Source organism: Kribbella sp. NPDC058693, from assembly GCF_042715335.1.
GTDB lineage: Bacteria > Actinomycetota > Actinomycetes > Propionibacteriales > Kribbellaceae > Kribbella > Kribbella jiaozuonensis.
Genome location: NZ_JBHXSQ010000003.1, coordinates 324,600 through 350,672 on the forward strand (window position 1 = coordinate 324,600; position 26,073 = coordinate 350,672).

26 protein-coding genes are annotated in these 26,073 nt (G+C 68.4%); 12 read left to right on the forward strand and 14 right to left on the reverse strand.

Annotation, left to right across the window (positions count from 1 at the left end):
- Window positions 1-645: a hypothetical protein gene (locus tag ACFWUU_RS19360; protein ID WP_380177146.1), complete on the reverse strand. Its 645-nt coding sequence runs from the start codon at window positions 643-645 to the stop codon at window positions 1-3.
- A gap of 173 nt (window positions 646-818) precedes the next feature.
- On the opposite strand from ACFWUU_RS19360, the gene ACFWUU_RS19365 reads away from it, so the two are divergent.
- Window positions 819-1,559, forward strand: a complete 741-nt coding sequence (locus ACFWUU_RS19365) for a D-Ala-D-Ala carboxypeptidase family metallohydrolase (RefSeq protein ID WP_137256625.1) — start codon at window positions 819-821, stop codon at window positions 1,557-1,559.
- A 3-nt stretch (window positions 1,560-1,562) separates the two neighbouring features.
- Here ACFWUU_RS19365 and ACFWUU_RS19370 read toward each other — a convergent pair whose 3' ends face one another.
- From ACFWUU_RS19370 to ACFWUU_RS19380, 3 genes are read right to left on the reverse strand one after another with little or no spacing between them, the layout of a single operon-like run.
- Window positions 1,563-2,810, reverse strand: a complete 1,248-nt coding sequence (locus ACFWUU_RS19370) for a DUF445 domain-containing protein (protein WP_137256626.1) — start codon at window positions 2,808-2,810, stop codon at window positions 1,563-1,565.
- Between the two features lie 35 nt (window positions 2,811-2,845).
- Window positions 2,846-4,042, reverse strand: coding sequence for an MFS transporter (locus tag ACFWUU_RS19375; protein ID WP_380177147.1), 1,197 nt, complete (start codon window positions 4,040-4,042; stop codon window positions 2,846-2,848).
- Window positions 4,032-5,018, reverse strand: a complete 987-nt coding sequence (locus ACFWUU_RS19380) for a hypothetical protein (RefSeq protein WP_380177148.1) — start codon at window positions 5,016-5,018, stop codon at window positions 4,032-4,034. Before ACFWUU_RS19380 ends, ACFWUU_RS19375 begins: the two co-directional genes overlap by 11 nt.
- Before the next feature lie 140 nt (window positions 5,019-5,158).
- Here ACFWUU_RS19380 and ACFWUU_RS19385 point away from each other — a divergent pair, with 140 nt between their 5' ends.
- From ACFWUU_RS19385 to ACFWUU_RS19410, 6 genes are read left to right on the forward strand one after another with little or no spacing between them, the layout of a single operon-like run.
- A complete protein-coding gene (locus tag ACFWUU_RS19385; RefSeq protein WP_380177149.1) occupies window positions 5,159-5,743 on the forward strand; it encodes a TetR/AcrR family transcriptional regulator in 585 nt (194 codons plus the stop codon).
- Window positions 5,727-7,358 carry a nitrilase-related carbon-nitrogen hydrolase gene (locus tag ACFWUU_RS19390; protein ID WP_380177150.1) on the forward strand — a complete coding sequence of 544 codons (1,632 nt, stop codon included), beginning with the start codon at window positions 5,727-5,729 and terminating at the stop codon, window positions 7,356-7,358. The genes ACFWUU_RS19385 and ACFWUU_RS19390 overlap by 17 nt, the downstream gene beginning before the upstream one ends.
- Window positions 7,246-8,268, forward strand: a complete 1,023-nt coding sequence (locus ACFWUU_RS19395; protein ID WP_380177151.1) for an alpha-hydroxy-acid oxidizing protein — start codon at window positions 7,246-7,248, stop codon at window positions 8,266-8,268. The genes ACFWUU_RS19390 and ACFWUU_RS19395 overlap by 113 nt, the downstream gene beginning before the upstream one ends.
- The gene (locus tag ACFWUU_RS19400; protein ID WP_380177152.1) at window positions 8,265-8,918 is read left to right on the forward strand and encodes an HAD family hydrolase; all 654 of its coding nucleotides are present in this window, start codon (window positions 8,265-8,267) and stop codon (window positions 8,916-8,918) included. The genes ACFWUU_RS19395 and ACFWUU_RS19400 overlap by 4 nt, the downstream gene beginning before the upstream one ends.
- 51 nt (window positions 8,919-8,969) lie before the next feature.
- On the forward strand, window positions 8,970-10,118 hold the full coding sequence (locus ACFWUU_RS19405) for a serine hydrolase domain-containing protein (RefSeq protein ID WP_380177153.1): 1,149 nt from the start codon (window positions 8,970-8,972) through the stop codon (window positions 10,116-10,118).
- Window positions 10,119-10,122: 4 nt separating this feature from the next.
- Window positions 10,123-10,905, forward strand: a complete 783-nt coding sequence (locus ACFWUU_RS19410) for an alpha/beta fold hydrolase (RefSeq protein WP_380177154.1) — start codon at window positions 10,123-10,125, stop codon at window positions 10,903-10,905.
- On the opposite strand, the gene ACFWUU_RS19415 is transcribed toward ACFWUU_RS19410, so the two are convergent.
- On the reverse strand, window positions 10,898-11,977 hold the full coding sequence (locus tag ACFWUU_RS19415) for a 2-oxoacid:ferredoxin oxidoreductase subunit beta (RefSeq protein WP_137256635.1): 1,080 nt from the start codon (window positions 11,975-11,977) through the stop codon (window positions 10,898-10,900). The two genes, ACFWUU_RS19410 and ACFWUU_RS19415, sit on opposite strands and share 8 nt — an antisense overlap.
- The gene (locus ACFWUU_RS19420; protein ID WP_380177155.1) at window positions 11,974-13,998 is read right to left on the reverse strand and encodes a 2-oxoacid:acceptor oxidoreductase subunit alpha; all 2,025 of its coding nucleotides are present in this window, start codon (window positions 13,996-13,998) and stop codon (window positions 11,974-11,976) included. Before ACFWUU_RS19420 ends, ACFWUU_RS19415 begins: the two co-directional genes overlap by 4 nt.
- 268 nt (window positions 13,999-14,266) lie before the next feature.
- Here ACFWUU_RS19420 and ACFWUU_RS19425 point away from each other — a divergent pair, with 268 nt between their 5' ends.
- Complete coding sequence (locus ACFWUU_RS19425; RefSeq protein ID WP_380177156.1) at window positions 14,267-15,061, forward strand: hypothetical protein; 795 nt, start codon at window positions 14,267-14,269, stop codon at window positions 15,059-15,061.
- Window positions 15,062-15,071: 10 nt separating this feature from the next.
- Window positions 15,072-15,428 (forward strand): NADH-quinone oxidoreductase subunit A, encoded by a 357-nt coding sequence (locus ACFWUU_RS19430; protein WP_380177157.1) that lies wholly within the window; start codon window positions 15,072-15,074, stop codon window positions 15,426-15,428.
- Between the two features lie 5 nt (window positions 15,429-15,433).
- Here the strand turns inward: ACFWUU_RS19430 and ACFWUU_RS19435 are convergent, their stop codons facing one another.
- Window positions 15,434-16,333, reverse strand: a complete 900-nt coding sequence (locus ACFWUU_RS19435) for an ornithine cyclodeaminase family protein (RefSeq protein WP_380177158.1) — start codon at window positions 16,331-16,333, stop codon at window positions 15,434-15,436.
- 22 nt (window positions 16,334-16,355) lie between these two features.
- On the opposite strand from ACFWUU_RS19435, the gene ACFWUU_RS19440 reads away from it, so the two are divergent.
- A complete protein-coding gene (locus ACFWUU_RS19440) occupies window positions 16,356-17,378 on the forward strand; it encodes a dipeptidase (RefSeq protein ID WP_380177159.1) in 1,023 nt (340 codons plus the stop codon).
- A gap of 168 nt (window positions 17,379-17,546) precedes the next feature.
- Window positions 17,547-17,762: a hypothetical protein gene (locus ACFWUU_RS19445; protein ID WP_137256640.1), complete on the forward strand. Its 216-nt coding sequence runs from the start codon at window positions 17,547-17,549 to the stop codon at window positions 17,760-17,762.
- On the opposite strand, the gene ACFWUU_RS19450 is transcribed toward ACFWUU_RS19445, so the two are convergent.
- From ACFWUU_RS19450 to ACFWUU_RS19480, 7 genes are all read right to left on the reverse strand, one after another.
- The gene (locus tag ACFWUU_RS19450) at window positions 17,759-20,698 is read right to left on the reverse strand and encodes an AAA family ATPase (RefSeq protein ID WP_380177160.1); all 2,940 of its coding nucleotides are present in this window, start codon (window positions 20,696-20,698) and stop codon (window positions 17,759-17,761) included. The two genes, ACFWUU_RS19445 and ACFWUU_RS19450, sit on opposite strands and share 4 nt — an antisense overlap.
- Before the next feature lie 110 nt (window positions 20,699-20,808).
- Complete coding sequence (locus tag ACFWUU_RS19455; protein ID WP_380177161.1) at window positions 20,809-20,979, reverse strand: hypothetical protein; 171 nt, start codon at window positions 20,977-20,979, stop codon at window positions 20,809-20,811.
- A 13-nt stretch (window positions 20,980-20,992) separates the two neighbouring features.
- Window positions 20,993-21,121, reverse strand: coding sequence for a hypothetical protein (locus ACFWUU_RS19460; RefSeq protein ID WP_267901761.1), 129 nt, complete (start codon window positions 21,119-21,121; stop codon window positions 20,993-20,995).
- Window positions 21,122-21,395: 274 nt separating this feature from the next.
- A complete protein-coding gene (locus tag ACFWUU_RS19465) occupies window positions 21,396-21,548 on the reverse strand; it encodes a hypothetical protein (RefSeq protein WP_380177162.1) in 153 nt (50 codons plus the stop codon).
- 912 nt (window positions 21,549-22,460) lie between these two features.
- Window positions 22,461-23,168 (reverse strand): GntR family transcriptional regulator, encoded by a 708-nt coding sequence (locus tag ACFWUU_RS19470; protein WP_380177163.1) that lies wholly within the window; start codon window positions 23,166-23,168, stop codon window positions 22,461-22,463.
- On the reverse strand, window positions 23,168-23,683 hold the full coding sequence (locus ACFWUU_RS19475; protein WP_380177164.1) for a cysteine hydrolase family protein: 516 nt from the start codon (window positions 23,681-23,683) through the stop codon (window positions 23,168-23,170). Before ACFWUU_RS19475 ends, ACFWUU_RS19470 begins: the two co-directional genes overlap by 1 nt.
- Entirely contained in the window at window positions 23,683-25,140 is a 1,458-nt protein-coding gene (locus ACFWUU_RS19480) for a purine-cytosine permease family protein (RefSeq protein WP_380177165.1), read from the reverse strand. Before ACFWUU_RS19480 ends, ACFWUU_RS19475 begins: the two co-directional genes overlap by 1 nt.
- An 82-nt stretch (window positions 25,141-25,222) precedes the next feature.
- On the opposite strand from ACFWUU_RS19480, the gene ACFWUU_RS19485 reads away from it, so the two are divergent.
- Window positions 25,223-26,071, forward strand: a complete 849-nt coding sequence (locus tag ACFWUU_RS19485; RefSeq protein WP_380177166.1) for an alpha/beta fold hydrolase — start codon at window positions 25,223-25,225, stop codon at window positions 26,069-26,071.
- The last annotated feature ends 2 nt before the right edge of the window (window positions 26,072-26,073 follow it).

The window sequence follows — 26,073 nt, forward strand, 5'->3', positions numbered from 1 at the left end:
TCAGCCTTTCGCGGCGGCGTCGAGCGCGGCCTCGAGCCAGGCAGGCCCGTCGTACGCCTGATCGGCGAACTGTTCGGTGAGCTCGGTGCCGAGGCGGTCGGACGTCGTCCAGCCTTGGCTGATGAGGGATCGGGCCAGCCGGCCGAGGTCGGAAAGGTCGAGGCCCTGTCCGTCGGCGAGGTCGGCCAGCGTGCGCGCCGGGCCGGTGACCGGGAGGCCTTCGATCACAGTGCATTCGTCCTCACGGACCGAGCGTGGATGCACCGTGACGCCGCTGGGTAGGTCCTTCCGGGCTCGGCCGGAGAACTCGATCCCGTCTGCGCTGACGCTGCCGGCGCCGTACAGCTCGGCGGCGGATCGGTGCGACACGACCAGGGTGGTCAGGGGTCGTTCCCAGCCAGGGGTGGCGTCGGATAGGAGCCAGGTTGCGTACAGCGTTTGATGCGCATGGCTCGCGCCGGCCCGGACCCGGATCACGCCGTCGATGACGGGTTCGACGATCTCGGCGTCCTGCCATTGGGCGAGGACCTGGTCGGTCACCTGGTCGTGCAGTTGGGCGATCGCGACGAGACCGTGCTGACCCTCGGCCAGTGCGCAGAGCCGCGCGAACGCGTCCAGGTTCTTCGGCCGTGCGAAGCCCTTCATCGTCAACCCCGTAGCCGTATCGGTGGACAGTTGCCGCGATCATCATCCAGCCCTTGTGGTTCAGGAAGATGAACAGCTGGTGGTCGGAAAGTTTCGCTGAGTACTGGCCAACCGACGGATTATCCCGGAATGCTGGGGTGCGACAGGTTCCTTCCCCGCCCCGGAGGTGTCCGATGTCCATCACGTTCCCGCGACTGTTCGCCGTACTGCTGCTGTTTGCCGCAACCCTCACCGCATCGCAGGTCGTGGCCACGACGGTCGCGCACGCGGACGGTTGCTACACCTGGGGCCGCACGCTCAGCCAGGGGATGAACGGCGAGGACGTGCGGCAGCTGCAGATCCGGGTCGCCGGCTATCCCGGGTACGGCGGTCATCTCGCGACCGACGGTGATTTCGGGCCGGCCACGAAGGCGGCGGTGCAGCGGTTCCAGTCGGCGTACGGGCTGGGGGCCGACGGGGTCGCCGGGCCGGCCACGTTCAGCAAGATCTACGCGCTGCAGGACGATGACTGCACGCCGATCCACTTCACGTACGCCGAGTTGGATGACGGCTGTGGCGGGTCCGGGTACGACGGCGGGCCATTGTCGGAGGCGGCGACCAAGGCGAACGCGCTGCAGACGATGTGGCAGCTCGAGGCGCTTCGTCACGCACTCGGCGATCAGGCCCTCAACATCTCCAGCGGCTTCCGCAGCATCCCGTGCAACAACTCCGTCGGCGGCGCGAGCAACAGCCAGCACCTGTACGGCCGTTCCGCCGACCTCACCGGCGTCCACTCCTTCTGCACAATGGCAAAGGAAGCCCGCAACCACGGCTTCGGCGGCATCTTCGGCCCGGGCTACCCCGACCACAACGACCACACCCACGTAGACATCCGCACAACAAACTCCTGGAGCGCCCCCAACTGCGGCATCTAGCCGTCAGAGGAGCTGGCTCACCGTATGGATGATGAGCCCGACGAGGGCGCCGACGACGGTGCCGTTGATGCGGATGAACTGGAGATCTCGGCCGACGTGGAGCTCGATGCGGGCCGACGCCTCGCGGCCGTCCCAGCGTTCGATGGTGTCGGAGATGACGGAGACGATCTCGGTGCCGTATGTGCGTACGACGTACCCGACGGCCTCGGATGCGCGGGTGTCGACCCGCGTGCGAAGCCCTTCGTCGTTCTGGAGCCGGTGGCCGAGGTCTTGCAGCGCCTTCACCGCGCGGGCCCGCAGCGTGCTGTCCGGGTCGTTGATCGAGTCGATCAGCGCGGTCCGCATCGCGTCCCAGACCGCGGTCAGGCTAGAGCCCATGTCGGGATGCGTGAGCATCCGCGCCTTCCACGCCTCGAACCGTTCCATCGTCTCGGGATCGTGCTGCAGATCGTCGGCCAGTTGCGCGAGCAGCCGGTCGACAGCCCGTCGCGCCGGGTGCGCCTGGTTGTCGCGTACGTCGGCCAGCCACGCCAGCGCCTCGCGATGGATCCGGTCGATCACCAGCCGGTCCACCCACTGCGGCGACCAGCGCGGCGCCCGCGGACCGACCACGTCCGCGAGCAGTTCGCGGTTGTTCGCCAGCCAGTCGTACGCCTCGACCATCAGCAGGTCGAACAGCGCGTGATGCGCGCCGTCCTCGACCACCGACTGCACGAAGTGCCCCGCGATCGGGCTCAACGGCTCCTTCACGAACCGCGGCAGCAACGACCCTCGCACGAACGCGGCCACATCCTCGTCGCCGAGCCTCGGCAGCGCCGCCCCGATCGTCCGCGCGCCTTCCGCCACGATCCGCTCGGCGTGGTTGCCGTCCGCGAGCCACTCACCGGCCCGCCGGCTCACCTCCGCCGTACGCATCTTCTCCCCGACGACTTCCTCGGACAGGAAGTTCTCGGTGACGAACTGCTCCAGGCTCTCGGCCAGGCTGTCCTTCCGGGTCGGCACGATCGCGGTGTGCGGGATCGGCAGCCCGAGCGGGTGCCGGAACAGCGCCGTCACCGCGAACCAGTCCGCCAGCGCACCCACCATCGCCGCCTCGGACGCCGCGTTCAGGTACGCCCAGCCGCCGCCGTGGTGCAGCGTCGCCACGTAGATCACCGCGGCGAGCACCAGCAGCGCCAACGCCACCGACCGCATCTGCCGCAGCCCACGCCGCCGTACCTGATCGGCCGCGCTCAGGGTCATCGTCGCCATACCCCGATTCAACCAAGTGGGCGGTGAACAGCAGGTCAGGCAAGCACCTGATTTGTCCCTCGACGTTCCATCAGACCGGAAATCAGCGCGAGGAACAGGCCGGCGACGGCGAGTCCTGCACCCAGCCGGCTCGGCCATTCGTAGCCGTAGCCGGCCGCGAGTACGACGCCGCCGAGCCAGGCGCCCAGTGCGTTGGCGATGTTCAGCGTCGAGTGGTTGAGCGACGCGGCCAGCGACTGGCCCTCGTGCGCGACGTCCATCAAGCGGGTCTGCAGCGCCGGCACCAGGATGCTCGCCGAGCACCCCATCGCGAACACCGCGACCAGCGCCCCGGTCCGCGTCTGCGCGAGCCAGCCGAACGCCCCCAGTACGACGGCTACCGCGACCAATCCGCCGTACACGCTGCCCATCAGCGACCTGTCGGCGAGCCGCCCGCCGACGACGGTCCCGACGGTCATGCCCACGCCGTACACGGCCAGCACGATCGTCACCGCGGACTCCGAGAAGCCGGCCAGTTCCGTCATCGTCGGCGTGATGTAGGAGTACGTCGCGAACATCCCGCCGAAGCCGACCATCCCGACCAGCAGGGCCATCCACACCTGCGGCCGCGCCAGCGCGCTCAGCTCGCTCCGGATGTTCACGTCGCTGCCGACCGGCTGCGGCGCTACCCAGAACCACACCGCGACCAGCGTCAGCAGGCCCAACGCTCCGACCGCCAGGAACGGCACCTGCCACCCGAGCCGTTGTCCCAGCAAAGTCGTCAGCGGTACGCCGATGATGTTCGCGATCGGCAAGCCGACCATCGTCATCGACACCGCCCGCGCACGTCGCTCGGGCGCCACCATCGACGCGCCGACGACAGCGCCGATCCCGAAGAACGCGCCGTGCGGCAGCCCGGACAGGAACCGCGCGGCCATCAGGAACTCGTAGCTCGAGGCAACAGCCGACAGCACGTTGCCGACCACGAACACCGCCATCAGGCCGAGCAGCAACCGCTTCCGACCGGTCCGCGCGCCGAGCGCTGCGATCACCGGAGCGCCGACCACGACACCCAGCGCGTACGCCGAGATGACGTGGCCGGCCGTCGGGATCGACACGTGCACGCCGTCCGCGATCTGCGGCAGCAGCCCCATCGTGACGAACTCGGTGGTCCCGATCGCGAAACCACCGGTCGCCAGCGCGAACAACGCCAGGCTGACATGCCGCGCAGTACCGCGTGTGTCAGGAGTCACCGAACTTGTCACACCTGATTGTCGCAGAGATCAGCAGGGCCACCGCGAGGAGGGCGAAGACCGCGTTGCCGATCAGATCGGCTGTGCGCGGGGCGTCGAAGATCGGGGTCTCCGGGAAGGCGTGCCACGCGTAGGTGAGCAGCGCGCCGCCCGCCACCGCCAGCGTGTGCATCCGGGTCCAGCCGGTCCGGCGCGAGCAGTACACCAGCACGGTCGCAGCCACGGCGTCGATGACGAGCATGACGACCGCGGCCAACCAGGCGTTCTTCACCAGGTCGCTCGTCACCATCCAGGCCGAGCTCAGCGCCAGCGCCGCGATCGCGAACACCCAGGCCGGTGGCACTGTGCCGGTCGTACGACGCTGGGGCCGCCGGCCGACCCGGGCCGCGACGAAGACCAGGACGACGATCGCGATCACGACGCCGGCGAACTGGGCCGGGGATGCGACGAAGGAGTCCGTGCCGAGCTGGATGGCGGTCGTGGCGATGATGCCGACGACGAACAATGCGGCGTACACGCTGAAGCCGACCTTGCCGAGCCACGGTTCGCGGCGTCGTCGTGACGTCGACTCGACCAGCACGATCGGCACGGTGATGCTCCAGATCGTGTGTAGTCCGAGCACGAACACCGTCCACGGCGCACCCATCCCGAGGAAGCCGATGTGGCCGGGGTCGAGGAGTCGCTGGCCGGCGTAGTTCGGGTTGAACAACGACTGGGTGGTGATGCCTTCCTCGAGAACGCCGTACGCGAGGGCGAGGATCACCACGCTCGGATATCCCCAGCCGCGTCGCCGCACGACCTCCCGGATCAGGACGGCGCCGCCGCCGTACAGCGGGGCGAGGCCGACCAGAGCGAACAGCGCGGTGATCGGGATGTTCCCGAGCAGGAACTCCGCGACCAGGGGCGACAGGAAGAACAGGCCAAGGGCGGGCAGGGCTCGCTTCACACTCGTTTGCTGGGGCGCGGTAATCGTCATGCTCATCACTCTGCGGTGCGCGGGGCGGTCGTGCGGATGCGATCCGTCCGGTTCCGGCGCTGACGGATGTCATGGCTCAGGGTTCGACCAGGGTCATTCTGCCTATACGGCGTATAGGGAATGTGTATTTAATGGTCGCTATGAACGACGTGACGACCAAGGACCGGATCACCGCCGCGGCGACGTACCTGCTGACCGAGCACGGCGCGGCCGGGGTGTCGATGCGGAAGGTGGCGGCCGCGGTCGGGATCACACCGATGGCGATCTACCAGTACTTCCCGGACCGGGAGACGCTTCTGAACGCGATCGCGGACGCGGCGTTCGTCGAGCTGGTACGCCGGTGGGAGTCGGCACAGCGTCCTACTGCTGCGGATCAACTGCTGCGGGAGATGCTGATCGATCACGTCGACTTCGCGCTCGAGCATCCCCGGCTCTACGACTACATGTTCACCGAGCGGCGTGACCAGGCGCGGAAGTTCCCCGCGGACTTCCGGGCCCGCAAGTCACCCACGCTCAACCTCGTCGCCGACGCGATCACCGCCGGCGTCGACCAGCAATTGTTCCGCGCCGACACAGACATCTGGGAAACCAGCCTGATGTTCGCCGCCCTGCTCCATGGCCTGATCCAACTCCACCACGGCGACCGCATCGGCATGCCGGAGCAATCCTTCCGCGCCCTCTGCCTCCGCCTGGGCGAAAGGATGATCGATGAACTACGTATCTAGATGGGTCGCGGTGGCCGCGGCCCTCGCGACGGGTGTGCTGCTGTACTTCGGGTCCGGCCTGCACACCGTGCCTGCGCTTACCTGGCTCGCTCCCGTTCCCGTGTTCCTGGTCGCTCCCCGCCTTCGACCCGGAGCGGCGTGGCTGACTGCGTTTGCAGCGTGGCTTCTGGGGCTGTCCAACCTGGCGCGGTATTTGCTGGGTGACCTTGAGTTGCCGGTGGTTGTGCTGGGGTTTCTCCTGGGATTGGCGGCTGTGTTTGCGCTGACTGTGTTGTTTTTCAGGGGACTTGTGGTGCGCGGGCATCCGGTGGTCGCGGCGTTTGCGGCTCCGGCTTTGTGGGCGGGACTTGATTATCTGATTGCGAGCGTCTCGCCCCACGGAGCGTTCACGAGTCTCGCGTACACGCAGGTGGAGGTTGCTCCGGTCAACCAGATCGTCTCGTTGACCGGGCCCTGGGGGCTCAGTTTCCTTCTGCTGTTGCCGGCCACGGTGATTGCCGCGCGCAAGCTTCTGCTGATCGGCGTGCTCGCGATCGTTGCCGCTAGCACCTGTGTGTACGGCGTTGTGCGGCTGCATGGCACGCCGCAGAGCGAGCCTGTCAAGATCGCCGTGCTGTCAGCGCAAGGAGCCGACGACGCGGGTTGGCCCGACGCTGCAGGGCCGGCGGTCATCGAGCGCTACCGTCCGATGATCGGCGCGGCCGCCCGAGCCGACGCGAAGATCGTGTTGTTGCCGGAGAAGATCGTCGACGTCCGGACGACCGATCTCCCGCAGCTCTCGCAGCAGTTCCAGACGATTGCCGCAAGCAACAAGATCGAGCTCGTCGTCGGGCTCACGGTGCTCGGTGACGGGGACCACAACCGCGCCCTGATGTTCCACCCCGACGGCGCCGCGCCGACGTCGTACGACAAGCACCACCTGATCCCGGGCATCGAGCCCTACACGCCCGGCGACCGGTTGGCGACGTACAACACCTGGGGCCTGATGATCTGCAAGGACCTGGACTTCCCGGCCCTGGCTCGGCGGTACGGCGAACTCGACACCTCGCTCCTGCTCGTCCCCGCGCTCGACTTCGTCGACGACGGCTGGCTGCACAGCCGGATGGCGTTGCTCCGCGGTATCGAGAACGGCACCCCGATCGCCCGTGACGGCAGCCAGGGCCGCCTGACCCTGACCGACGCCAACGGCCGCATCGTCGCCGAAACCACCGCCCCCGCAATCGGCCCGGCCGTCCTGATCGGCGAGCTCCGACCGGGGATCGATCACACGCTCTACACCGCCTGGGGCGACTGGTTCGCCTGGCTGTGCGGGCTCCTCGCACTGGTTGGGATGGTGTTGTTGAGGTCCCCCGGTGGGCGTGAAAGCATCCGGCATGGCCAACTTCGGGGACTACCAGTTGCAGATCTACCTGCAGGGGATGTTGCAAGGGACGAAGCCGGAGATCACGACCGACCTGGCCCGGCTGGAGTCGCAGGCGGCCGGGAAGCTCCCGCTGGAGGCGATGGGGTACATCGTGCCGAGCGCGGGCGGCGGCGCGACCGCGCGGGCCAACCAGGCGGCGTTCGACCGCTGGCGCCTGGCACCGCGGATGCTCCGCGGCAGCACCGAACGTGACCTGTCCTGCACCATCCTCGGTACGGCGATGCCCGCGCCGGTCCTGGTCGCACCGATCGGTGTCCAGACCCTCGCGCACCCCGACGGCGAACTGGCCACCGCTCGGGCCGCCGACACCCTCGGCCTGACCTACACGCACTCGACCCAGGCGAGTCACGCGATCGAGCAGATCGAGGCCGCCAACAGGTGGTTCCAGCTGTACTACCCGACCGACCGCGAGGTCTGCCTCAGCTTCCTCCAGCGCGCCAAGGCGGCCGGGTACGGCGTACTCGTCGTCACGCTCGACACCGGGACGATCGGGTGGCGGCCGGCCGATCTGGATCGCGGGTTCCTCCCGTTCCTGAAGGGGGAGGGGCTCGCGAACTACTTCAGCGACCCGGTTTTCCGGTCGAAGCTGGCCAAACCGATCGAGGAGGATCCCGGCGCGGCGGTGATGCTCTGGGCGCAGATCTTCCCGAACGTCGGGCTGGCCTGGGACGACCTGTCGTTCCTGCGCGACAACTGGGACGGCCCGATCGTCCTCAAGGGCATCACCGCTGTCGAGGACGCCAAGCTCGCGGCCGAACACGGCGTCGACGGCATCGTCGTCTCGAACCACGGCGGCCGCCAGGTCGACGGCGCCGTCGCGTCGCTGGACGCGCTGCCCGCGATCGCGGACGCCGTCGGCGAACAACTCACAGTCCTGTTCGACTCCGGCGTACGCACCGGCTCCGACGCCGCGAAGGCGCTCGCCCTGGGCGCCAAGGCAGTCCTGCTAGGCCGCCCCCTCCTCTATGGCCTCGCCCTGGCCGGCCAGGCCGGCGTGGAACACGTACTCCGCTGCTTCCTCGCCGAACTGGACCTGACCCTCGCCCTCTCCGGCTACGCCAACCATCGCGAACTCAACCGCGACTCGGTGGTCCGGGCATGAAGGCGGTGATCTTCGACCTCGACGACACGCTGTTCGATCACACGGGGTCCGCTCAACAGGCCGTTCGCGGTTGGGTGACGGGGCTCGGGATCGCGCCGACGGACGAGTTGGTCGCGCGGTGGTTCGTGATCGAGGACGGGGTGTACCCGCGATATCTGGCGGGTGAGCTGACCCACCACGAACAGCGTCGCGAGCGGCTGCGTGCGTTCCTGCCGGTCCTCGGGCTGTCTGTGCCGGTGACGGATGCGGAGCTGGACCAGGTGTTCGACGGGTATCTGACCCAGTACGGGAGCAGCTGGACGGCGTTCCCGGATGCGCGGCCCGCGCTGGAAGTTGCTCGGGGCAAGGGTTTGCGGATCGGTGTGCTGACCAACGGGAACGCGGTGCAGCAGAACGCGAAGTTGGCGGCGATCGGCCTCGCGGACCTGATCGACGTGGTGCGCACGTCCGAAGAGCTCGGGGTCAGCAAGCCGGATCCCCTGACCTATCTGTCCACGTGTGAGGCGTTGGGAGTCGAGCCGGGGGAGACGTTGATGATCGGCGACAACCTCGAGGTGGATGTGCTCGGCGCGCGGGCCGCCGGGTTGGCAGCGCGGCATCTGGATCGGTCCGTGGGACAGAGTCTGCCGGAGTTGCTCGACCTGTTGTAGTCTTTGCGACAGAGATTGAATTCTCTGAAGCGATCATTACAGGAGGTCGCGGTGCGGAACGTGACGGCGCTGGTCCGGCGGTACGTCGACGACGGCCGGTTCCCCGGCACGGTCACGGTGGTCGCCCATCGCGACGAGGTCGTGTTGTTCGACGTGTACGGGCGTCGCAACGTCGAGCGCGACCGTCCGATGACCGCGGACACGATCTTCCGGATCTACTCGATGACCAAGCCGATCGTGAGCCTCGGGCTGATGCAGCTCTACGAGGAGGGCCGCTTCCAGCTCGACGACCCGGTGGTGAAGTACCTGCCGGAGCTCGGCCGGCCGAAGGTGTACACGGACGGCTCGGTTCGCGAATCGATCCGCGACATGACCGTGCGGGACCTGCTCATGCACACCTCCGGCCTCGCCGCCTCGAACGGGAGCCATCCGGTCAGCCTGCTGTACCAGGACGCCGGACTGACCAGGACCTCGGACCTGACGATCGCCGAGCTGCCGGCCCTACTGGCCGAGCTGCCGCTGCGGGCCGATCCCGGCACCCGCTGGATCTACGGGATCTCCACCGATCTCGTCGGCCGGCTGTGCGAGGTGCTCGGCGGCTTGCCGCTCGATCAGTATCTGAAGACCCGGATCTTCGACCCGCTCGGCATGACGGACACCGGCTTCTCGGTGCCCGAGGCCAGCCTGTCCCGGTTCGCCGCGGCCTACGGGTACGACGACGGCGGCTTCACGCTGCTCGACGATCCACAGACCAGCGCCTACACCCAGCAACGGACTTACCTGTCCGGGGTCGCCGGTCTGGTGTCCACCGCGGGTGACTACCTGCGCTTCGCCCGGATGCTCGCGGGTGGTGGTTCGCTCGACGGGACACGGATCATCGGGTCGCGGACGCTGCGGTTCATGACGATGAACCACCTGCCTGGGGGTCAGGATCTCGCCGCGTTCGCAGACTTCGGCGGTGAGACGAAGCGGGCTGGGCAGGGCTTCGGGCTCGGCTTCGGGGTGTTGCTCGATCCGACCGTCGCGCAGACCATCGGGACCCCTGGTGAGTTCTTCTGGGGTGGCAAGGCCTCGACCGCGTTCTTCGTCTCCCCGGCCGACGAACTCGTCGTCCTCTTCCTCACCCAACTGCGCCCCTCCGCCAGCTACCCGATCCGCCGCGAACTCAGAGCCGCCATCTACGCGTCCCTCGACGACTGACGCCATGCCGCATCTGACGACCGACGACGCCATGCCGCAGCTGATGACCGACGACGGCTGTCGCCTGTGGACCGAGGTCACCGGCCAAGGTCCGCGCGTCGTTCTGGTGCATGGCGGTCCGGGGTGGTGGGACGTGTTCCACCACCTGTCGCTGCCCGGGTTCACCTTGCAGAGGTGGGACCAACGAGGATGCGGCCGATCCGACCGCCGCGGCCCGTACACCCTCGACCGGTACGTCGCTGACCTGGCCGCAGTCGCCGGCCCCGACCCGTGCATCGTCATCGGACATTCCTGGGGAGCCGCGCTCGCCTTGGAATATGCCCAAGCGCATCCGCACGCCGTCGAGCGGTTGGTGCTGGTGTCGTCGGTCGGCCTCGACGGTCCACCGGCCGACTACCGCGCACGGGTTGCTGCGTTGCTGGCCGAGACTCCCGAGGACGATCCGTGGATCGCCCAGATCTCTGTCAACATCGCCGATCGGGAGACGGCCGTCGACTGGTCGAGGAAGTTGAACACGCCCTGGTTCGAGCCGAATCCGGTGTGTGCAGAGGCGTTGCGGGCGGAGCTGAAAGCGCTGCCGGATCGGGCCGCGGCCTGCGCGCGGGCCGTCGTACCGACGCTCCTGGTGCACGGCGCTGAAGACCTGCGGCCGCCGTACGTGACCGACAGCCTGCTGGACGCGCTGCCCAACGCGGAACGGGTAGTGCTCGACGGTGTCGGGCACTACCCGTGGATCGAGGACCCGGACGGCTTCCAGAAAGTCGTCCGGGAGTTCCTCGCTAGCTGATCGTCCAGGTGTCGGCGCCGGTGACGAGGGCCTGCAGGTCGCCGGTGCCCTGTGCCTCCTGGGCGGTGGCGATCTGCTGACGGACCAGGTCGTCGTACGCCGGACGCTCGACCGAGCGGAACACGCCGATCGGGGCCTGGTGCAGCACGCCCGCGTCGGTCAGCCGCGACAGCGCGAACGCGTACGCCGGGTCGTCCGTGTGGGCGTCGTGGATGACGAGATCCGCCTCGCCGCCGGGCAGGTCCGCAACCTCGCGTACGGCGAGAGACGCGAACCCGTCACGGACCACCCCGAGATGCCCGTCCTTGCCGAAGCGGATCGGCTCGCCGTGGACCAGCGGGATGATCGCGTCGTCCCGGGTCTCCGGGTCCTTGAACGCCTCGAACGCGTTGTCGTTGAAGATCGGGCAGTTCTGGTAGATCTCGACGAACGCCGTACCGCGGTGCTCGGCGGCGGCGCGCAGTACCGAGGTGAGGTGCTTGCGGTCGGAGTCGACCGTCCGGGCCACGAACGTCGCCTCCGCGCCGAGCGCCAGCGAGACCGGGTTGAACGGGTTGTCGACCGAGCCCATCGGCGTCGACTTCGTCACCTTGCCCGGCTCCGACGTCGGCGAGTACTGGCCCTTGGTCAGGCCGTAGATCCGGTTGTTGAACAGCAGGATCTTCATGTTCACGTTGCGGCGCAGTGTGTGGATCAGGTGGTTGCCGCCGATCGACAGCGCGTCGCCGTCACCGGTGACGACCCACACGCTGAGGTCCGGACGCGACACCGCCAGCCCGGTCGCGATCGCCGGCGCGCGCCCGTGGATCGAGTGCATGCCGTACGTCGACAGGTAGTACGGGAACCGTGAGGAACAACCGATCCCGGACACCATCGCGACGTTCTCGCGCTTGATCCCGAGCTCGGGCAGGAACCCCTGGAAGGCCGCGAGTACGGCGTAGTCGCCGCAACCCGGGCACCAGCGGACCTCCTGGTCCGACACGTATTCCTTGCGGTTCTGCGGCTCGGTCGCGGCCGGTACGCCGCGCAGGCCACCGGGCAGACTCGGCAGGCCGAGATCGACCGTGCTCATCGTGCTCCCTCCGACTCGTGCAGTTGGCCGTTGGACTGACCGTTGGGCTGACCGTTGGTACGGCCGTTCGGCTCGGTGCGCAGCGCCTCGCCGTGCGTCAGGCCGGCGGCGGCCGAACCGAGGTGACGGGCGTCGTCGTCGATGCCGGCGGTCTCCTCGACCAGGTTGCCGATCACCTCGGCCAGCTCCGCGGCGCCCAGCGGCATACCGCGAACCTGCGCGTAGGAGACGACGTCGACCAGGTACTTCGCCCGCAGCAGCATCGCCAGCTGGCCGAGGTTCATCTCGGGGACCAGGACCTTGTCGTAGCTGCGGATCAGATCGCCCAGGTTCGACGGGAACGGGTTCAGGTGCCGCAGGTGCGCCTGCGCGATCTTTCCGCCGACCGCGCGGACCCGGCGGACGCCGGCGCCGATCGGGCCGTACGTCGAACCCCATCCGAGCACCAGGACCTTCGCCGTACCGTCGGGGTCGTCGACCTCGATCGGCGGGATCGACCGGGCGACTGCGTCCACCTTGGCCTGGCGGGTGCGGATCATCAGGTCGTGGTTGGCCGGGTCGTAGGAGATGTTGCCGGTCTTGTCCTCCTTCTCCAGACCACCGATCCGGTGGTCCAGGCCCGCCGTACCCGGGACGGCCCAGGCACGGGCCAGGGTCTCCGGGTCGCGCAGGTAGGGGAGGTAGGTCGGCTCGCCCTTGTCGTTGGTCGCGTTCGGCTCGAGGGTGAAGTTCGGCTCGATCGTCGGAAGGTCGGCGACAGCCGGGATCTTCCACGGCTCGGAACCGTTCGCCAGGTAGCCGTCGGACAGCACGATCACCGGCGTGCGGTAGGTGATCGCGATCCGGGCCGCCTCGACCGCGATCGCGAAGCAGTCCGCGGGGGACTGGGCCGCGAGGACGGGCAGCGGTGCCTCACCGTTGCGGCCGAACATCACCTGCAACAGGTCGGCCTGCTCGGTCTTGGTCGGCATACCGGTCGAGGGACCGGCGCGCTGGATGTCGCAGACGACCAGCGGCAGCTCGAGCATCACGCCGAGGCCGATCGTCTCGGACTTCAGGCTGATCCCCGGACCGGACGACGTGGTCACGCCGAGCGCGCCGCCGAACGACGCACCGAGCGCCGCGCCGACACCGGCGATCTCGTCCTCGGCCTGGATCGTGGTGACGTTGAACCGCTTGAGCTTGGACAGCTCGTGCAGTACGTCGGACGCCGGGGTGATCGGGTACGCGCCGAGGACCAGCGGCAGGCCGGCGCGCTGGGCGCCCGCCACCAGGCCGTACGCCAGCGCGAGGTTGCCGGAGATGTTTCGGTAGGTGCCGGCGGCCATGCTGGCCGGCTTCACCTCGTACCGGACCGAGAACTCCTCGGCGGTCTCGCCGAAGTTGTAGCCCGCGCGGAAGGCGGCGATGTTCGCGTCCCGGATGTCCGGTTTGCCCGCGAACTTGGTCTGGAGGAACGTGATCGTCGACTCGACCGGCCGCTGGAACAGCCAGGACACCAGGCCGAGGGCGTACATGTTCTTCGCCCGGGACGCGTCCTTGCGGGTCAGGCCGAACTCCTTGACCGACTCCACCGTCATGCCGGTCAGGTTGAGCGGGACCACGTGGTACGCGTCGAGCTCGCCGGTCTCCAGCGGGTTCTCGTCGTACCCGATCCGCTTCAGGTTGCGGGCGGTGAAGTCCGCGGTGTCGACGATCAGCGTCGCGCCGCGAGGGACGTCCTTGAGGTTCGCCTTCAGGGCCGCCGGGTTCATCGCGATCAGCACGTCGGGCGCGTCGCCCGGCGTGAGGATGTCGTGGTCGGCGAAGTGGAGCTGGAAGGACGACACTCCCGGCAGGGTTCCGGCTGGTGCCCGGATCTCGGCTGGGAAGTTGGGCAACGTCGACAGGTCATTGCCGAACGAAGCTGTTTCTGCGGTGAACCTGTCCCCCGTGAGCTGCATCCCGTCACCGGAATCGCCGGCGAAGCGGATCACCACGCGGTCGAGCTGCTTGACCTCGATGGTCACTGTTCTTTTCATCTCCAAGTCGAAGCTTGGGTCGTCCGGCCGCCTTGTGGGCAACAGGCCGATCCCCCCGTCAGGGCGATAACCCCAATATTAGTTCGCCCTTAGAACAGAACCATGCGGAAGCCCCGGTGGTCCACAGCCTGGGACGCGGTGTTAACGGGTCGTTGGGTCAGGTAGGGACGAAACCTTCCAGTGTCACACTCCGCAGCGACTCGCTTGCGATCCGAAGTGAGAACCGGCAGGGTGTCGTCATCAAGCTGTGACTTCGAGGAGCTGTTTCATGCGTCGTGTGCTGGTCGGACTGCTGACGTTGCTGCTGGCCGGTTGCGCGGCCCCGATCGCCCCGGCGGACAGCGCACTGAGTCTCGGCAGTACGGCGTCCGCGGCCGTCGCGGCGCAGGTCCGGACCGCGAAGATCGCGAGCATCCGGACCACGGACGCGACCAAGGGCGTGATCACCGTGGTCGGGACGCTGACGCCGGCGCCCGTGGCCGGGACGCGGATCCCGCTGCATCAATGGATCCCGTCGTTGAAGCGGTGGCAGGAGGTCGCGCACGGGTACGCGTCCGGCAGCAGCGTGACGATCACCACGGTCCAGCCCGGCTCGATCCGGACGTACCGGATCGCGGTCGGTGCACAGGCGCCGTACGCCGCGGTGGTGTCGCCGATGATCAGCTTCAAGCACTACGTGTGGCGCGGGATGTTCAAGAAAGGGCTGGTCGCCGCGGGCGGAGCGGGGCAGCCGCAGTTCACCGTCGTACCGCCGAACGAAGGGCCGCGGCGGGCCGAGGCGGATCTGCTGGCGAACCAGGGCGGGTATGTCTGGGGCGAGGTCGACTCGACGGGCTGCCGGTACGTGCGGAACTGGCTGGGCAATCTGACCGATGGTCTCGTGCGGGTGTCGCTGCACAACGGGACGACGGCGATCACGTCGATCCGGATGCAGCAGGAGACCGAGACGTGGCTGAACTACGACATCTCAGGCGTGGCTCGGCTGCGGCTGCAGGTCGCGGACATCCGGTCCGGGTATGGCCCGTACGTTTCGATCGACTCGCTACTGCTCTGCACGAACTAAGCTGCTGCCTGTGTCGGACAGCTATGGCGTCATCGCCGCGGTGGTCGCGCTCGGCCTGGTTGGGCTGCTCGGCGCGTTCGCGCTGAACAAGGCGCTGACGGTCACCTACCCGACCGAAGGCAAACTCAAGACCTACGAGTCCGGCGTAGACCCGGTCGGCGAGGGCTGGGCCCAGGTCCACATCCGCTACTACCTGTTCGCCTACCTCTACGTGATTTTCGCCGTAGACGCGATCTACCTCTTCCCCTGGGCCACCATCTTCACGACCCTCGGCTACGCCACCCTGATCGAGATGTTCATCTTCCTCGCCTTCGTAGCAGTAGGCCTCCTCTACGCCTACCGCAAGGGCGTCATCCGCTGGACCTAGTCGGTCTAGCTGTTCGCGAGGGCGGCGGCGATTGCCCAGTCCTGGGGGCCTACGCCGACGGACTTGAAGACTGTGCGGCCTTGTGGGGTTGGTGGGTTGGAGAGGGCGGGGCCCAGTTCGACCAGGTCTGCTTCGGTGAGGGTGCCGGAGGTGATGGCGTCGATGATCTCGCCGGACTCCTCGAGGGCGGCTTCGCGTTGGTCGACTACGACTGTGGATGCGGTGGTGAGGAGGTTGCGGGGGAGTTCTCGCATGGTGGGGCGGAAGGCGCCGATGGCGTTGACGTGGACGGTGGTGGGGAGGGCGTCGGCGTTGAAGAGTGGGGTGGTGGAGGACGTCGCGCAGCAGATGATGTCGGTGTCGGCGATTGACTCGTCGATGCTGGTGCTGGGGGTGAACTTCGCCTCGGGGAACTCGGTCGCCAGTTGGTCGGCGAGGGCGGTCGCGCGGTCCGCAGATCGGCCGGTGATGGTGATCTGACTGATGGGCCGTACGGCGAGAACTGCCCGGACCTGGTCTGCGGCTTGGGCGCCGGTGCCGATCAGGGTGAGGCGGGTCGCGTCGGCTTGAGCCAGTAGGTCGGTTGCGACGCCGACGACTGCGCCGGTGCGCAAGGTGGTGATCGAACTGCCGTCGGCGACCAGCTGTTCGCCGTTGCCGGTCCAGATCACGGTCGCGCGGATCGCCGGGACCTGGTCGAGCGCGATCCCGATCTTCTTCACGACCGCGGTCCCGGTCGGCGTGTGGTACGCCGACATCACGAGCACCGTCCCGTCGCCGAAGATCTGCCGCGGGGGCAGCACGAAGTTCCCGGCCGCCAGCTCGCGGAACGCGTCCCGCACCGCGTCGACCGCCGTACTCATCGCAACCAGGCGACGTACATCCTCAGCAGAAAGCACCTTCACCCGCCGAGCATATTCTGGCGCGATGGATCTGCACCGTGACGCAATCGTGGCCGATGGGCACAACGACCTCTTGATGCTGGTGGCACGACGGCCCAAGGACGTCTGGTCGACGTACTTCCGGGAGCGCTGGATCCCGCAACTGCGCGACGGCGGGATCGACGTACAGGTGCTGCCGGTGTTCATCGACTCGGAGTTCCTGCCCGAGGGCGCGCTCCGCGAGACGCTGCGGATGATCGAGGCCGCGCACCGGATCGCGGCGGCCAACTCCGACGAGGTCGCGTTGTGTACGGCGCCCGGCGACATCGAGGCCGCGACCTCCGCGGGCAAGATCGCGCTGGTACTCGCGCTCGAAGGCTGCCCGCAGATCGACACCGACGTCGAACTCCTGCAGACGCTGCACCGGCTCGGCGTACGGATGGTCTCGTTCACGCATTTCGGTCGCAGCGCACTCGGCGACGGCTCCGGCGAGGACGCGACCGGCGGCCGGTTGACGCACGCCGGCGTCGAGGCGGTGGGGTTGCTCGAGGAGCTCGGCGTACTGATCGACGTCTCGCACGTCGGCCGCGCCGGGGTCGAGCACATTCTCGAGTTGGCGACCAAGCCGGTGGTCGCATCGCACTCAAGCGCATTCGCTCTGCGCGACCACCACCGCAACCTGACCGACGAGCAGCTCCGCGGGATCGCCGCGACCGGCGGCGTGGTCTGCGTGAACTTCTTCGCCGGCTTCCTCACCACCGAGGAGAAGCCGACGGTCGACCACCTCGCCGACCACATCGTCCACATCCTCGACGTCGCCGGCGAGGATCATGTCGGCCTGGGCAGCGACTTCGTCGCCGAGGTCTTCGGCGAGAAGATCCCCGCCTGCGACCGGCCCGTCGTCATCCAGGGCCTGGACGCCGAGCTCTACGTTCCCGGCCTAGAAGGGCCGGCCGGCATGCCCCTGGTCACCGACGCGCTGGTCCGCCGGGGTTTGCCGGAAGCAACGATTCGGAAAACCCTGGGCCAGAATCTGACCCGGATTCTGACTACTCACAGTAATCTCTGACCAGACGTCAAGCCTAGTTGCCTGGTCACCGTTTGTGATTGCGCTGGGCAACAAACATGAGTTTCAAATGCGCGTCTTAACGGTATGCGTACGGACTGTCGCCAAGTGGTCAGTTCAGGGCTATCGTGATTACACGGGGGAACGGGGCGAATACCGGACGGTGAGGCTATGTCGTGGCAACTGTGGGTAGTGATTGCACTCGCTGCTGCAGGTCTGGTGCTGGTGGCGGCGGCGCGAATGCGGCACGCCCGTAAAGTCTTCGACGACATCACCGATCTCAACCGCCCGATCCGCATGACTCCGCCGGTCACGGCCGACGACCTGGCCCGGGCTCGTGCACGGCACGCCCACCCCGAGCCAAATCGCCGCCGCCAGCACGGCTAATCGGCGCCGAGCAGTCCGTCCCGGCGCGCGACGGCCGCGGCCTCGGTCCGCGAGCGGACGCCGAGCTTCGCGAGGATGTTCGAGACGTGCACGCTGACCGTCTTCTCGCTGATGTACAGCTCACGCGCCAGCTGCCGGTTGGTGCGTCCCTCCGCAAGCAACCGCAGTACTTCGGTCTCCCGCGACGTCAGCGCACTGGCGCCGGCCGTCTCGCCGCCACCGGTCTCGTCGAGCAGCGGCTTCGACTGCAGCTCACGTCCGACCTCGGCGGCCATCGCCGTTTGCTCGTTCGCCTCGGCGACCCGGCCCGCGGCCCGAAGTGCTGCGGACAAGCGGACCCGCGACCACGCCTGCTCGAAGACATACCCGTACCCGAAGGCGTCCGTCGTCCGCTCCCAGGCGGCGACATGCTCCTCCGGCGTCGGCGCGTCGACCCCGGCCAGCCACCGCAGCCGATCCCACTCCGACTCCAGCCGCGCAAGCCAGGCGAGTCCTTCGACGCCCATCAACCGTCCCGGCGGCATGCCCTTCTCAGCCGTCGCCTGCCCGGCCGCGACCAGCTCCGCGCCGCGCGAGACCAGCTCCGCGGCCGCCGACGGCTCACCGACGGCGCGGTGGCACAGCAGCTGCAGCCCGAGCGTCGCGAACCGGATCCGCCCCAGGAACCACTCGGTCTGGAACACATCGGCGCACAGCGCTGACACGTCGGTGATCAGCTTCTCCGCCTCGGCAGGCTGATCCAGCTGCCGGTACGCGTCGACAGCCGGCTGCAGCCCGATGATCGGCAGCATGATGTCGAGGTCCCACCACTTCCGGGACATCTCGAACTCCTCGGCGACCGCGGTATCGCCCCGCCCGCTCCGCACCGAGAACTCCACCGCACGCAACGCCGCCGCAGCCGCCGCTGGCGTCATCGAATCGGTCTGCGCCGTCGCGGCCGCCTCGTCCCACTCGCCGAGCATGAACTGGGTCAACGCCAGCATCCGCCGCGCGTCGAACCCGTACACCGCCCACTGGCGACCGAGCTCTCCCGCCCGCTTCGCCGCGAACGACAACGCAGCCTTCGCGTTCAGCAGGTCGCCCTGCTCGTAATGCGTCGACCCGAGCAAGAACCGGCTCCGCACCTCGGCAGCGGGATCGCCCGTGAGCTGCGCCCGTACGGCGGCCTCCTCCAACTGCTTGGCCGCCGTCTCCGGATCGCCGGCCCGGCGGCGGAGCTGAGCGAGCGTGATCCCGGCGTCGCTGGCTGCCGACTCCTGACCCGCCTCGCGGGCGATCTCTAGTGCGCGATGAGCCCAGCGCTCCGCCTCCATCGGCCGGCCGAGCGCGTCGGACACCCGGGCGTAGAGCGACGCGACCTGCGCCTTGAACGCACTGGACGGATCGTCGTGGACCAGCTTGAGTGCCTGCGAGATCGCCTCGCTGGCCTCCTTGTCCTGGTCGATGATCAGCGCGATATCGGCCAGCGGCAGGAGCAGCTCGGCCCGCTGCAGCTTCGGTGCGTCCGGCGGCAGATCGGCCAGCGCCTTCCGGAGCAGCTTGAGCGCGCGCAGGTGCTGCGAGGACAGCGTCGCCGCCATCGCGGTGTCGACGATCAGCCAGGTCTTGTCGACCGTGCTCGTCGGCGCTGCGTTCGGGAACAACTCGAGCGCCATCTCGTAGTGCTTCAACGCCTCCTGCGGCGCCGCGACCGACAGTGCTTCCTGCCCGGCCCGGACGCGAGCCTCGAACGCAGTCGCCAGGTCGTGCGACCGCGTGGCATGCCCGGCCAGCTCAGCCGCCGTACCCGCGACTGTCTTGTCTTCCAGTGCTTGCACGTACGCCGCGTGCTCGCGGACACGCTCGCCCGGCAGCAGATCGTCGTACACGGCCTCGGCCAGCAGGGCGTGGCGGAAGTAGTACCGATCGTTGGTCGGTACGTCGATGATGTGCGCGTCGATCAGCTCGCGCAGCGCGTCGTCGAGCTCGCGATCCGGCAGCTTTGCGACCGCCGTGAGGAGATCGTGCGGGACGCGGCGGCCGGCGACCGCGATCACGCGGGCGACCTGGCGCGCGTCGTCCGACAGCGGGTCGAGGCGGACCAGGAGCAGGTCGGCGAGATCGGGCGGCACGGTGTCGCCGTCACCCATCGAGGCCGCGGCGGCCAGCTCCTCGGTGAAGAACGCGTTGCCGCCGGCGCGCTCGAGGATGCGACGCTCCTCGACGGCGGACAGCGGCTCGGCGAGCAGTGAGTGGAGTAGCGTGCGGGACTCGTCGGCGTCGAGCGGGAGCAGGTTCACCCGGCGTACGCGAGGGTTGCGGGACCACTCGGCGATCGGCCGGCGGAGCGGGTGGCGACGGTGCAGGTCGTCGCTGCGGTACGACACGACCAAGGCCAGGCGCTGCGAAGTTAGCCGGGTGATGAGGAAACCGATCAGGTCTCGGGTCGAGTCGTCGGCCCAGTGGGCGTCCTCGATGATCACCAGGATCGGCTCGCTGGTGGCGAGCGCGGTGAACGCGCCGAGCACGGCATCGAACAGCGCCGCGCGGTCGAGCTGACCCTCCTGCGGCACGGGTTGCGCGCTGAGCAGGCGGTGCGCGGGGAGCAGCCGGCTGATCGCCGGGAAGTTGGCCAGCACGCTCTCGACGAGGTCGGGACGGTCGCCCGCGAGGCGGCCGAAGATCTCGGAGAACGGCTGGTACGGCAGGCCGGCGTCGCCGAAGTCGGTGCAGTGCCCGACGAGTACGCCGAAGCCGCGCTCGTGCGCACCGGTCGCCACCTCGTCCAGCATCCGGGTCTTGCCGACGCCGGCATCACCGGACAGCAGTACGGCGCCGGCGCGACGTGTTTTCGCGTCGTCCACGGCGCTCAGCAGGGCAGCCATCTCGGTCGAGCGGCCGACGAGAGGTGTCGAGTTCCAGGGCACGTCGTCCATCTTCGCCCCTGGAGCCGACACAAATCGACGGTATCCCGTCCGCGGAGCCCCGGTTCTGCTGTCAGCGTGAGACTTTGCGGGTAAAAGAGCGCCGTCCCTGATCGTGTGATCAGGGACGGCGGCTGGGGCGGTCATCGGGCCGTGGTGGGTCGGAGGGCCCGGCGCGAGTGCCGCGGCTCGGGCTGCGAACCCTTCGCCGGACGCTGCTTGCGGGTCACGGACCCGAAGTCACGCTTGGTCCGCTCGAGGCGGTACGCGGTCTCCGCCTTGATCGTGTCCTGGCTCAGAGGAGTGTTGAACATGGTTTCCCTCCCTTCAGGCTTTCCGGCCGAACAGCTGGCTGATGGTCCGGCGGGCCCCGGTGTTCCGGTGCTGCCGGAAGTCACGGCTGAGACGCTCCCTGCGGTACGCGACCTCTGCCTTGACCGATTCGTTCGTGTACATGTCTTCCTCCGTCTTTCGGTGCCAGCTCCTTGCTGACAGGTACCAATCTGCTCGTCTGAGGTAGGCCCGCACATCGGAACTCCTCCCTATCCCCGGGGGCGGCTCTGCCTTAGGTGTTCTTAGGGGGTCCTAGGAGGTGCCTAAGGCGCTCGAAATCGGCGGGGTCCGCGGGCCGGCGGGCTGTTGGGAGATGCCCTGGAATGACGGCGGCGCGACCGGCTCCGGAGAGCCGGCCGCGCCTGTGGGGAGGGGGCCTGGGGCGGTGACCTCGCGGTCACATCGCCGGACGGGCACGCAGCTCGGGCGCACAGGGCGCGGGCGGCTGCTGCTTAGGCTTGCGCTGGAACCAGAACGGACGCTGGAAGTCGTGCCGGATGCGTTCCTGCCGGTACTTGATCTCGGCCCGCACCGCGTCGGTCGAGTACATGAACATGATCTCCTCCGAGCTCCTGTCGATGAGAAGACAGTGCGCCCCTGAGGAGGCGGCCCACATCCGCACAACTCCCTATGCCGGAGGCAACTAACGCCTTAGGTACGCCGGGACCGCCTACCCCGCGTGCTACGCGGGTGCTTTCTTCGTCGCGCTGCTCCTCAGCGCACCCGCTCCACACGCACCCGCCCACCCCCGGCTCAGCGCCGTGCATCCCTTTCCGGCTGTCGCCGGACGTGCCGGCTTATCGCCGGGTGGAAGCCCCCCGCGTGCTGCGCGGGTGCTTTCTTCGTCGCGCTGCTCCTCAGCGCACCCGCTTCGCGCGCACCCGCCCACCCTGGCTTGGCGCCGTGCATTCCCTTCCGGCTATCGCCGGACGTGCCGGCTGTCGCCGGAGTTTCCGGCTTATCGCCGGGCGTGCGGCTTATCGCCGAGTTGCCGGCTGCCGCCGGAGTTCCTCGCTGCCGCTCGGAGCGACCGCACCGTGGCGCGGCGTGCTCGTCGTCGGGGAAGTGGACCCACAGCGGCGGCCCTCAACCCGGGCGCGTCGCCCTGCCGGAGTACATCGACGCAGGTGGCCGAGACCGGTCGCGCGCAGGCCAACGGGTCCACAAGTCGCTCGACCGTCTACGGTCAGGCCGCACCCCGAGGCGGTCAACGCGCGACAGCGCGCACGGGTGCGGGCGGTAGCCCGCAAGTCCGGCGATAAGCCGGACACTCCGGCGGCAGCCGGCACTCCCGGCGATAAGCCGGCAACACCCGGCTGCAGCCGGCACGGTCCGGCGATAGCCGGAAGGGATGCACGGCGCTAAGCCGGGGGTGGGTGGGGTGCGTGTGGAGTGGGTGCGCTGAGGAGCGGAGCGACGAAGAGAGCACCCGCGTAGCACGCGGGGGAACACACGCGGGTGGTCAGCTGCGGTAGGACAGGCTCAGTTCGTAGTGCTCGGGGTCGAGGAGTTCGTCGGCGTGTTCGGCGAAGCGGTCGTCTGCCGTCCAGCTGGTGCGAGTTGTGTGGAGGAACCAGGTGCCGTCCGGCCGGTCGAGATGGCCGGCTTCGATCGCGGTCAACGGGCGGCCCCGTAGCCGTTGTTCGCAGTGGTCGAGATACAGCCCGGCGCGGTTCAGCGTGACGCTGATCGAGCTGTTGTCGAGACCGCGTTCCGGCAGGTCACGCAACGCGTCGAGCGCAGGGATCCGGCTTCGCTCGAAGGAGATCGCAGTACCGTCCGTCAACTGTCGGACCCGCTCGATCACCACCACCTCCGCCGACTCCAGGCCGAGCCGGGCGGCCAGAGCAGGATCGTCCTCGCGTTCGATCCGCACGGTCCGCATCCGCGTCTCCACGCCCTGTTCAGACAAGGCATGCGTCCACCCCAACCGCCCGTCCAGCGGTCGCCCGTCGAACAGCACGTACGAACCCTTGCCGGTGTGCGTCGCGATCAGCTCGTCCTCCGCGAGCACCGCGAGCGCGGCCCGGACAGTGTTCCGGCTGACCGAGAACCTCCGAGCCAGTTCCACCTCGCCGGGCAGTTGCGCGCCTCGTCGTACGACGCCGGACCTGATCTCCCGCGCGAGCACTCGCGCGACCCGCTCGTGTTTCAGGGAGATCCGGCGCATCACCGCAACTGCTCCACGCTCACGATCTCGATCATCGGTGCATAGAGACGCATGATGTCGAGCGCCTTGCGGTGGTTCTCGTCGGACGATCCGGCGCACGCTTCCTCGACCACCTGGACCTGTATGCCGGCGTCGACCGCGGCCAGCGCCGTACTGATCACGCAGCAGTCCGTCGTCACCCCACCGAGCACCAGCTGCCCATCCGCCCGAGCCGCGAGCGCAGGACCCCAGGCACCAAAGGTCGTCTTGTCCAGAGTTGGAGCGCCCTTGAACTCGTCGACGAGCTGATAGTCGTCAGCATCCGGCGGCTGCAACGCAAACGGGAACTCCTCGTAGTACGGCACCCACGCACCGGTCGGTTTCTCCGGCGCCACGAACCGCGTGAAGACGACATCATCCCCGAAGATCGAGATCAGCTGCTTCGTCGGCTCGATCACCCGCTCGAACCCCGGCGTCGCCCAGCCAGACTTCGGATCCGCGAAGATCCGCTGCAAATCGATCAGTGCCAACACCATCAGGCAGCCGCCTCCTGCCGGTGTACGGCGGCCCCGCGGCCGAACCACTGCACGAGGAACCCGATCACCAGCGCCACCAGTACGCCGAGGTTCGCGTACGCCCACGCGCCTTCCTTGCCGCCGAGACCGAACGGCCCGAGCAGGTAGCCCTGCCAGGTCAGCCACGACGCCAGCGTGTTCGTGACGAGGCCCCAGCCGATGCCGGTGGCAACGAGCATCGTGGCCACGGGCAACCACTGCACGTCGCCGTACCGCCCGTTCGTTCGGTACAGGTCGTCCTCGGCGTAGTTCCGCTGCCGGGCCGCGATGTCGGCGAGCATGATCCCGCACCAGGCCGCGATCGGTACGCCGAGCGTGATCAGGAACCCCTGGAACTGCCCGAGGAAATCGCCGCCGTAGAAGACGACGTAGATCGTCCCGCCGATCATCACGACACCATCGATGAACGCCGCGACGTACCGCTTGACCGGCAGGCCGAGCGACAGCAGCGCGAGCCCGGACGAGTAGATGTCGAGTACGGCGCCGCCGACCAGACCGAGCACCGCGACGATCACGAACGGCACCAGGAACCACGTCGGCAGCGCCTCCGCCAGCGCGCCGATCGGGTCGGCGCCGATCGCCTTGCTCAGGTCCGGGGACGAACCCGCGAGCAGCAGACCGAAGATCAGCAGTACGACGGGAGCCACCGAACCGCCGAACGTCGTCCAGCCGACCACACCGCGACTCGACGCCCGGCGGGGGAGGTACCGCGAGTAGTCCGCGGCCGCGTTCACCCAGCCGAGCCCGAAGCCCGTCATCAGGAACACCAGCGCGCCGATCACCGCCTGCGAAGAACCGCTCGGCAGCGCGGACACCGTGCTCCAGTGGATCTGGTCGGCGACCAGGATCATGTAAACGACGGTGAGTACGCCGGTGACAATCGTGATGACCGTCTGCGCGCGCATGATCAGGTCGAACCCGAGTACGCCGCAAGCGACCGTCAGCAGACCGACGACGACCAGCGCGATCACCTTGGTGACATTGCCGCCGCCCCAGCCGAGCCGCTCGAACACGGTCGCCGTCGCGAGCGTCGCGAGGATCGTCAGCACGGTCTCCCAGCCGACGGTCAGCAACCACGACACGAGTGACGGAAGCTTGTTGCCCCGGACACCGAAGGCGGCGCGGCTGAGCACCATCGTCGGCGCCGATCCGCGCTTGCCGGCCAGTGCGATCAACCCGCAGAGCAGGAACGAGAACACCACCCCGATCACGCCTGCGATCACCGCCTGCCAGAACGAGATCCCGAACCCGAGCGCGAACGCGCCGTAGCTCAGCCCCAGTACGGAGACGTTCGCCCCGAACCATGGCCAGAACAACTGGCTGGGACGGCCCTTCCGGTCCGCGTCGGCGATCACGTTCAGCCCGTTGCTCTCCACCGAGAGCGCCCGGGTCTGCTGCACCTCGAGCTGATCAGCCATGGTGTCTCCCCACCGGAGTGGACCTGTTCAGTCCTGTTCAATCACGGTAAGCCCGGCCGGTCGGGTGGTCAACAATGAATCCATGGAGCTCAGCGCAGAGGTCGACGGGTTCAGGCTGGCGTACGAACGGGAGGGTGAAGGGCCCGCGGTCGTGCTGCTGCACGGTTGGCCCGGGGACCACACCGACTACAGACGGCTCAGGCCGTTGCTGGTCGAGCGCGGTGCTGAGGTCGTCGTACCGGATCTGCGCGGGTTCGGTGAGTCGGACGCGACCGACACCGACCCGGCGCAGTACGCAGCCGCCGCGCAGGGGCGGAGCGTGCTGGCGCTGGTCGAGGAGCTCGGGCTGGATCGGCCGGTGCTCGTCGGGTACGACATCGGCAGCCGGATCGCACAGGCGATCGCGCGTTCGCAGCCCGAGCTGATCGAGGGCCTGGTGATCGCGCCGCCGCTGCCGGGGATCGGGAAGCGGGTGTTCTCCGAGCATGCTCAGGCCGAGTTCTGGTACCAGTCGTTCCATCGGCTGCCGGTGATCGAGGAGCTGATCGACGGGAAGCCGGACGCGGTCCGCTCGTACCTGAACCACTTCTGGACGCACTGGTCCGGGCCGGGGTTCGAGCCGGAGCTGGACCACCTGGTGGAGGCGTATTCGCAGCCGGGTGCCTTCACGGCGTCGATCCAGTGGTACCGGGCGGGTGCTGGTTCGGTCGCGGTGTCTGCGGCTGAGACGGCGCCGCCGTTGTACGACCGGATCGCCGTACCGACGGTGGTGCTGTGGCCCGAGTTCGACCCGTTGTTCCCGCGGGCGTGGTCGGATCGGGTGGACGACTTCTTCAGCGACGTCCGGGTGCGGTACGTCGACGGCGTCGGCCACTACGCGCCGCTCGAATACCCGGAGGTCCTCGCGGAGGAGATTGTCGGACTAGGCTGAGC

Excerpts from the sequence above, each read along its gene's own strand:
- ACFWUU_RS19360 (WP_380177146.1), bottom strand. The coding sequence starts at position 645 with ATGAAGGGCTTCGCACGGCCGAAGAACCTGGACGCGTTCGCGCGGCTC.
- ACFWUU_RS19365 (WP_137256625.1), top strand. The coding sequence starts at position 819 with ATGTCCATCACGTTCCCGCGACTGTTCGCCGTACTGCTGCTGTTTGCC.
- ACFWUU_RS19370 (WP_137256626.1), bottom strand. The coding sequence starts at position 2,810 with ATGGCGACGATGACCCTGAGCGCGGCCGATCAGGTACGGCGGCGTGGG.
- ACFWUU_RS19380 (WP_380177148.1), bottom strand. The coding sequence starts at position 5,018 with ATGACGATTACCGCGCCCCAGCAAACGAGTGTGAAGCGAGCCCTGCCC.
- ACFWUU_RS19385 (WP_380177149.1), top strand. The coding sequence starts at position 5,159 with ATGAACGACGTGACGACCAAGGACCGGATCACCGCCGCGGCGACGTAC.
- ACFWUU_RS19390 (WP_380177150.1), top strand. The coding sequence starts at position 5,727 with ATGAACTACGTATCTAGATGGGTCGCGGTGGCCGCGGCCCTCGCGACG.
- ACFWUU_RS19395 (WP_380177151.1), top strand. The coding sequence starts at position 7,246 with ATGGGGTACATCGTGCCGAGCGCGGGCGGCGGCGCGACCGCGCGGGCC.
- ACFWUU_RS19400 (WP_380177152.1), top strand. The coding sequence starts at position 8,265 with ATGAAGGCGGTGATCTTCGACCTCGACGACACGCTGTTCGATCACACG.
- ACFWUU_RS19410 (WP_380177154.1), top strand. The coding sequence starts at position 10,123 with ATGCCGCATCTGACGACCGACGACGCCATGCCGCAGCTGATGACCGAC.
- ACFWUU_RS19415 (WP_137256635.1), bottom strand. The coding sequence starts at position 11,977 with ATGAGCACGGTCGATCTCGGCCTGCCGAGTCTGCCCGGTGGCCTGCGC.
- ACFWUU_RS19420 (WP_380177155.1), bottom strand. The coding sequence starts at position 13,998 with ATGAAAAGAACAGTGACCATCGAGGTCAAGCAGCTCGACCGCGTGGTG.
- ACFWUU_RS19425 (WP_380177156.1), top strand. The coding sequence starts at position 14,267 with ATGCGTCGTGTGCTGGTCGGACTGCTGACGTTGCTGCTGGCCGGTTGC.
- ACFWUU_RS19440 (WP_380177159.1), top strand. The coding sequence starts at position 16,356 with ATGGATCTGCACCGTGACGCAATCGTGGCCGATGGGCACAACGACCTC.
- ACFWUU_RS19445 (WP_137256640.1), top strand. The coding sequence starts at position 17,547 with ATGTCGTGGCAACTGTGGGTAGTGATTGCACTCGCTGCTGCAGGTCTG.
- ACFWUU_RS19455 (WP_380177161.1), bottom strand. The coding sequence starts at position 20,979 with ATGTTCAACACTCCTCTGAGCCAGGACACGATCAAGGCGGAGACCGCG.
- ACFWUU_RS19460 (WP_267901761.1), bottom strand. The coding sequence starts at position 21,121 with ATGTACACGAACGAATCGGTCAAGGCAGAGGTCGCGTACCGCAGGGAG.
- ACFWUU_RS19465 (WP_380177162.1), bottom strand. The coding sequence starts at position 21,548 with ATGTACTCGACCGACGCGGTGCGGGCCGAGATCAAGTACCGGCAGGAA.
- ACFWUU_RS19470 (WP_380177163.1), bottom strand. The coding sequence starts at position 23,168 with ATGCGCCGGATCTCCCTGAAACACGAGCGGGTCGCGCGAGTGCTCGCG.
- ACFWUU_RS19475 (WP_380177164.1), bottom strand. The coding sequence starts at position 23,683 with ATGGTGTTGGCACTGATCGATTTGCAGCGGATCTTCGCGGATCCGAAG.
- ACFWUU_RS19480 (WP_380177165.1), bottom strand. The coding sequence starts at position 25,140 with ATGGCTGATCAGCTCGAGGTGCAGCAGACCCGGGCGCTCTCGGTGGAG.
- ACFWUU_RS19485 (WP_380177166.1), top strand. The coding sequence starts at position 25,223 with ATGGAGCTCAGCGCAGAGGTCGACGGGTTCAGGCTGGCGTACGAACGG.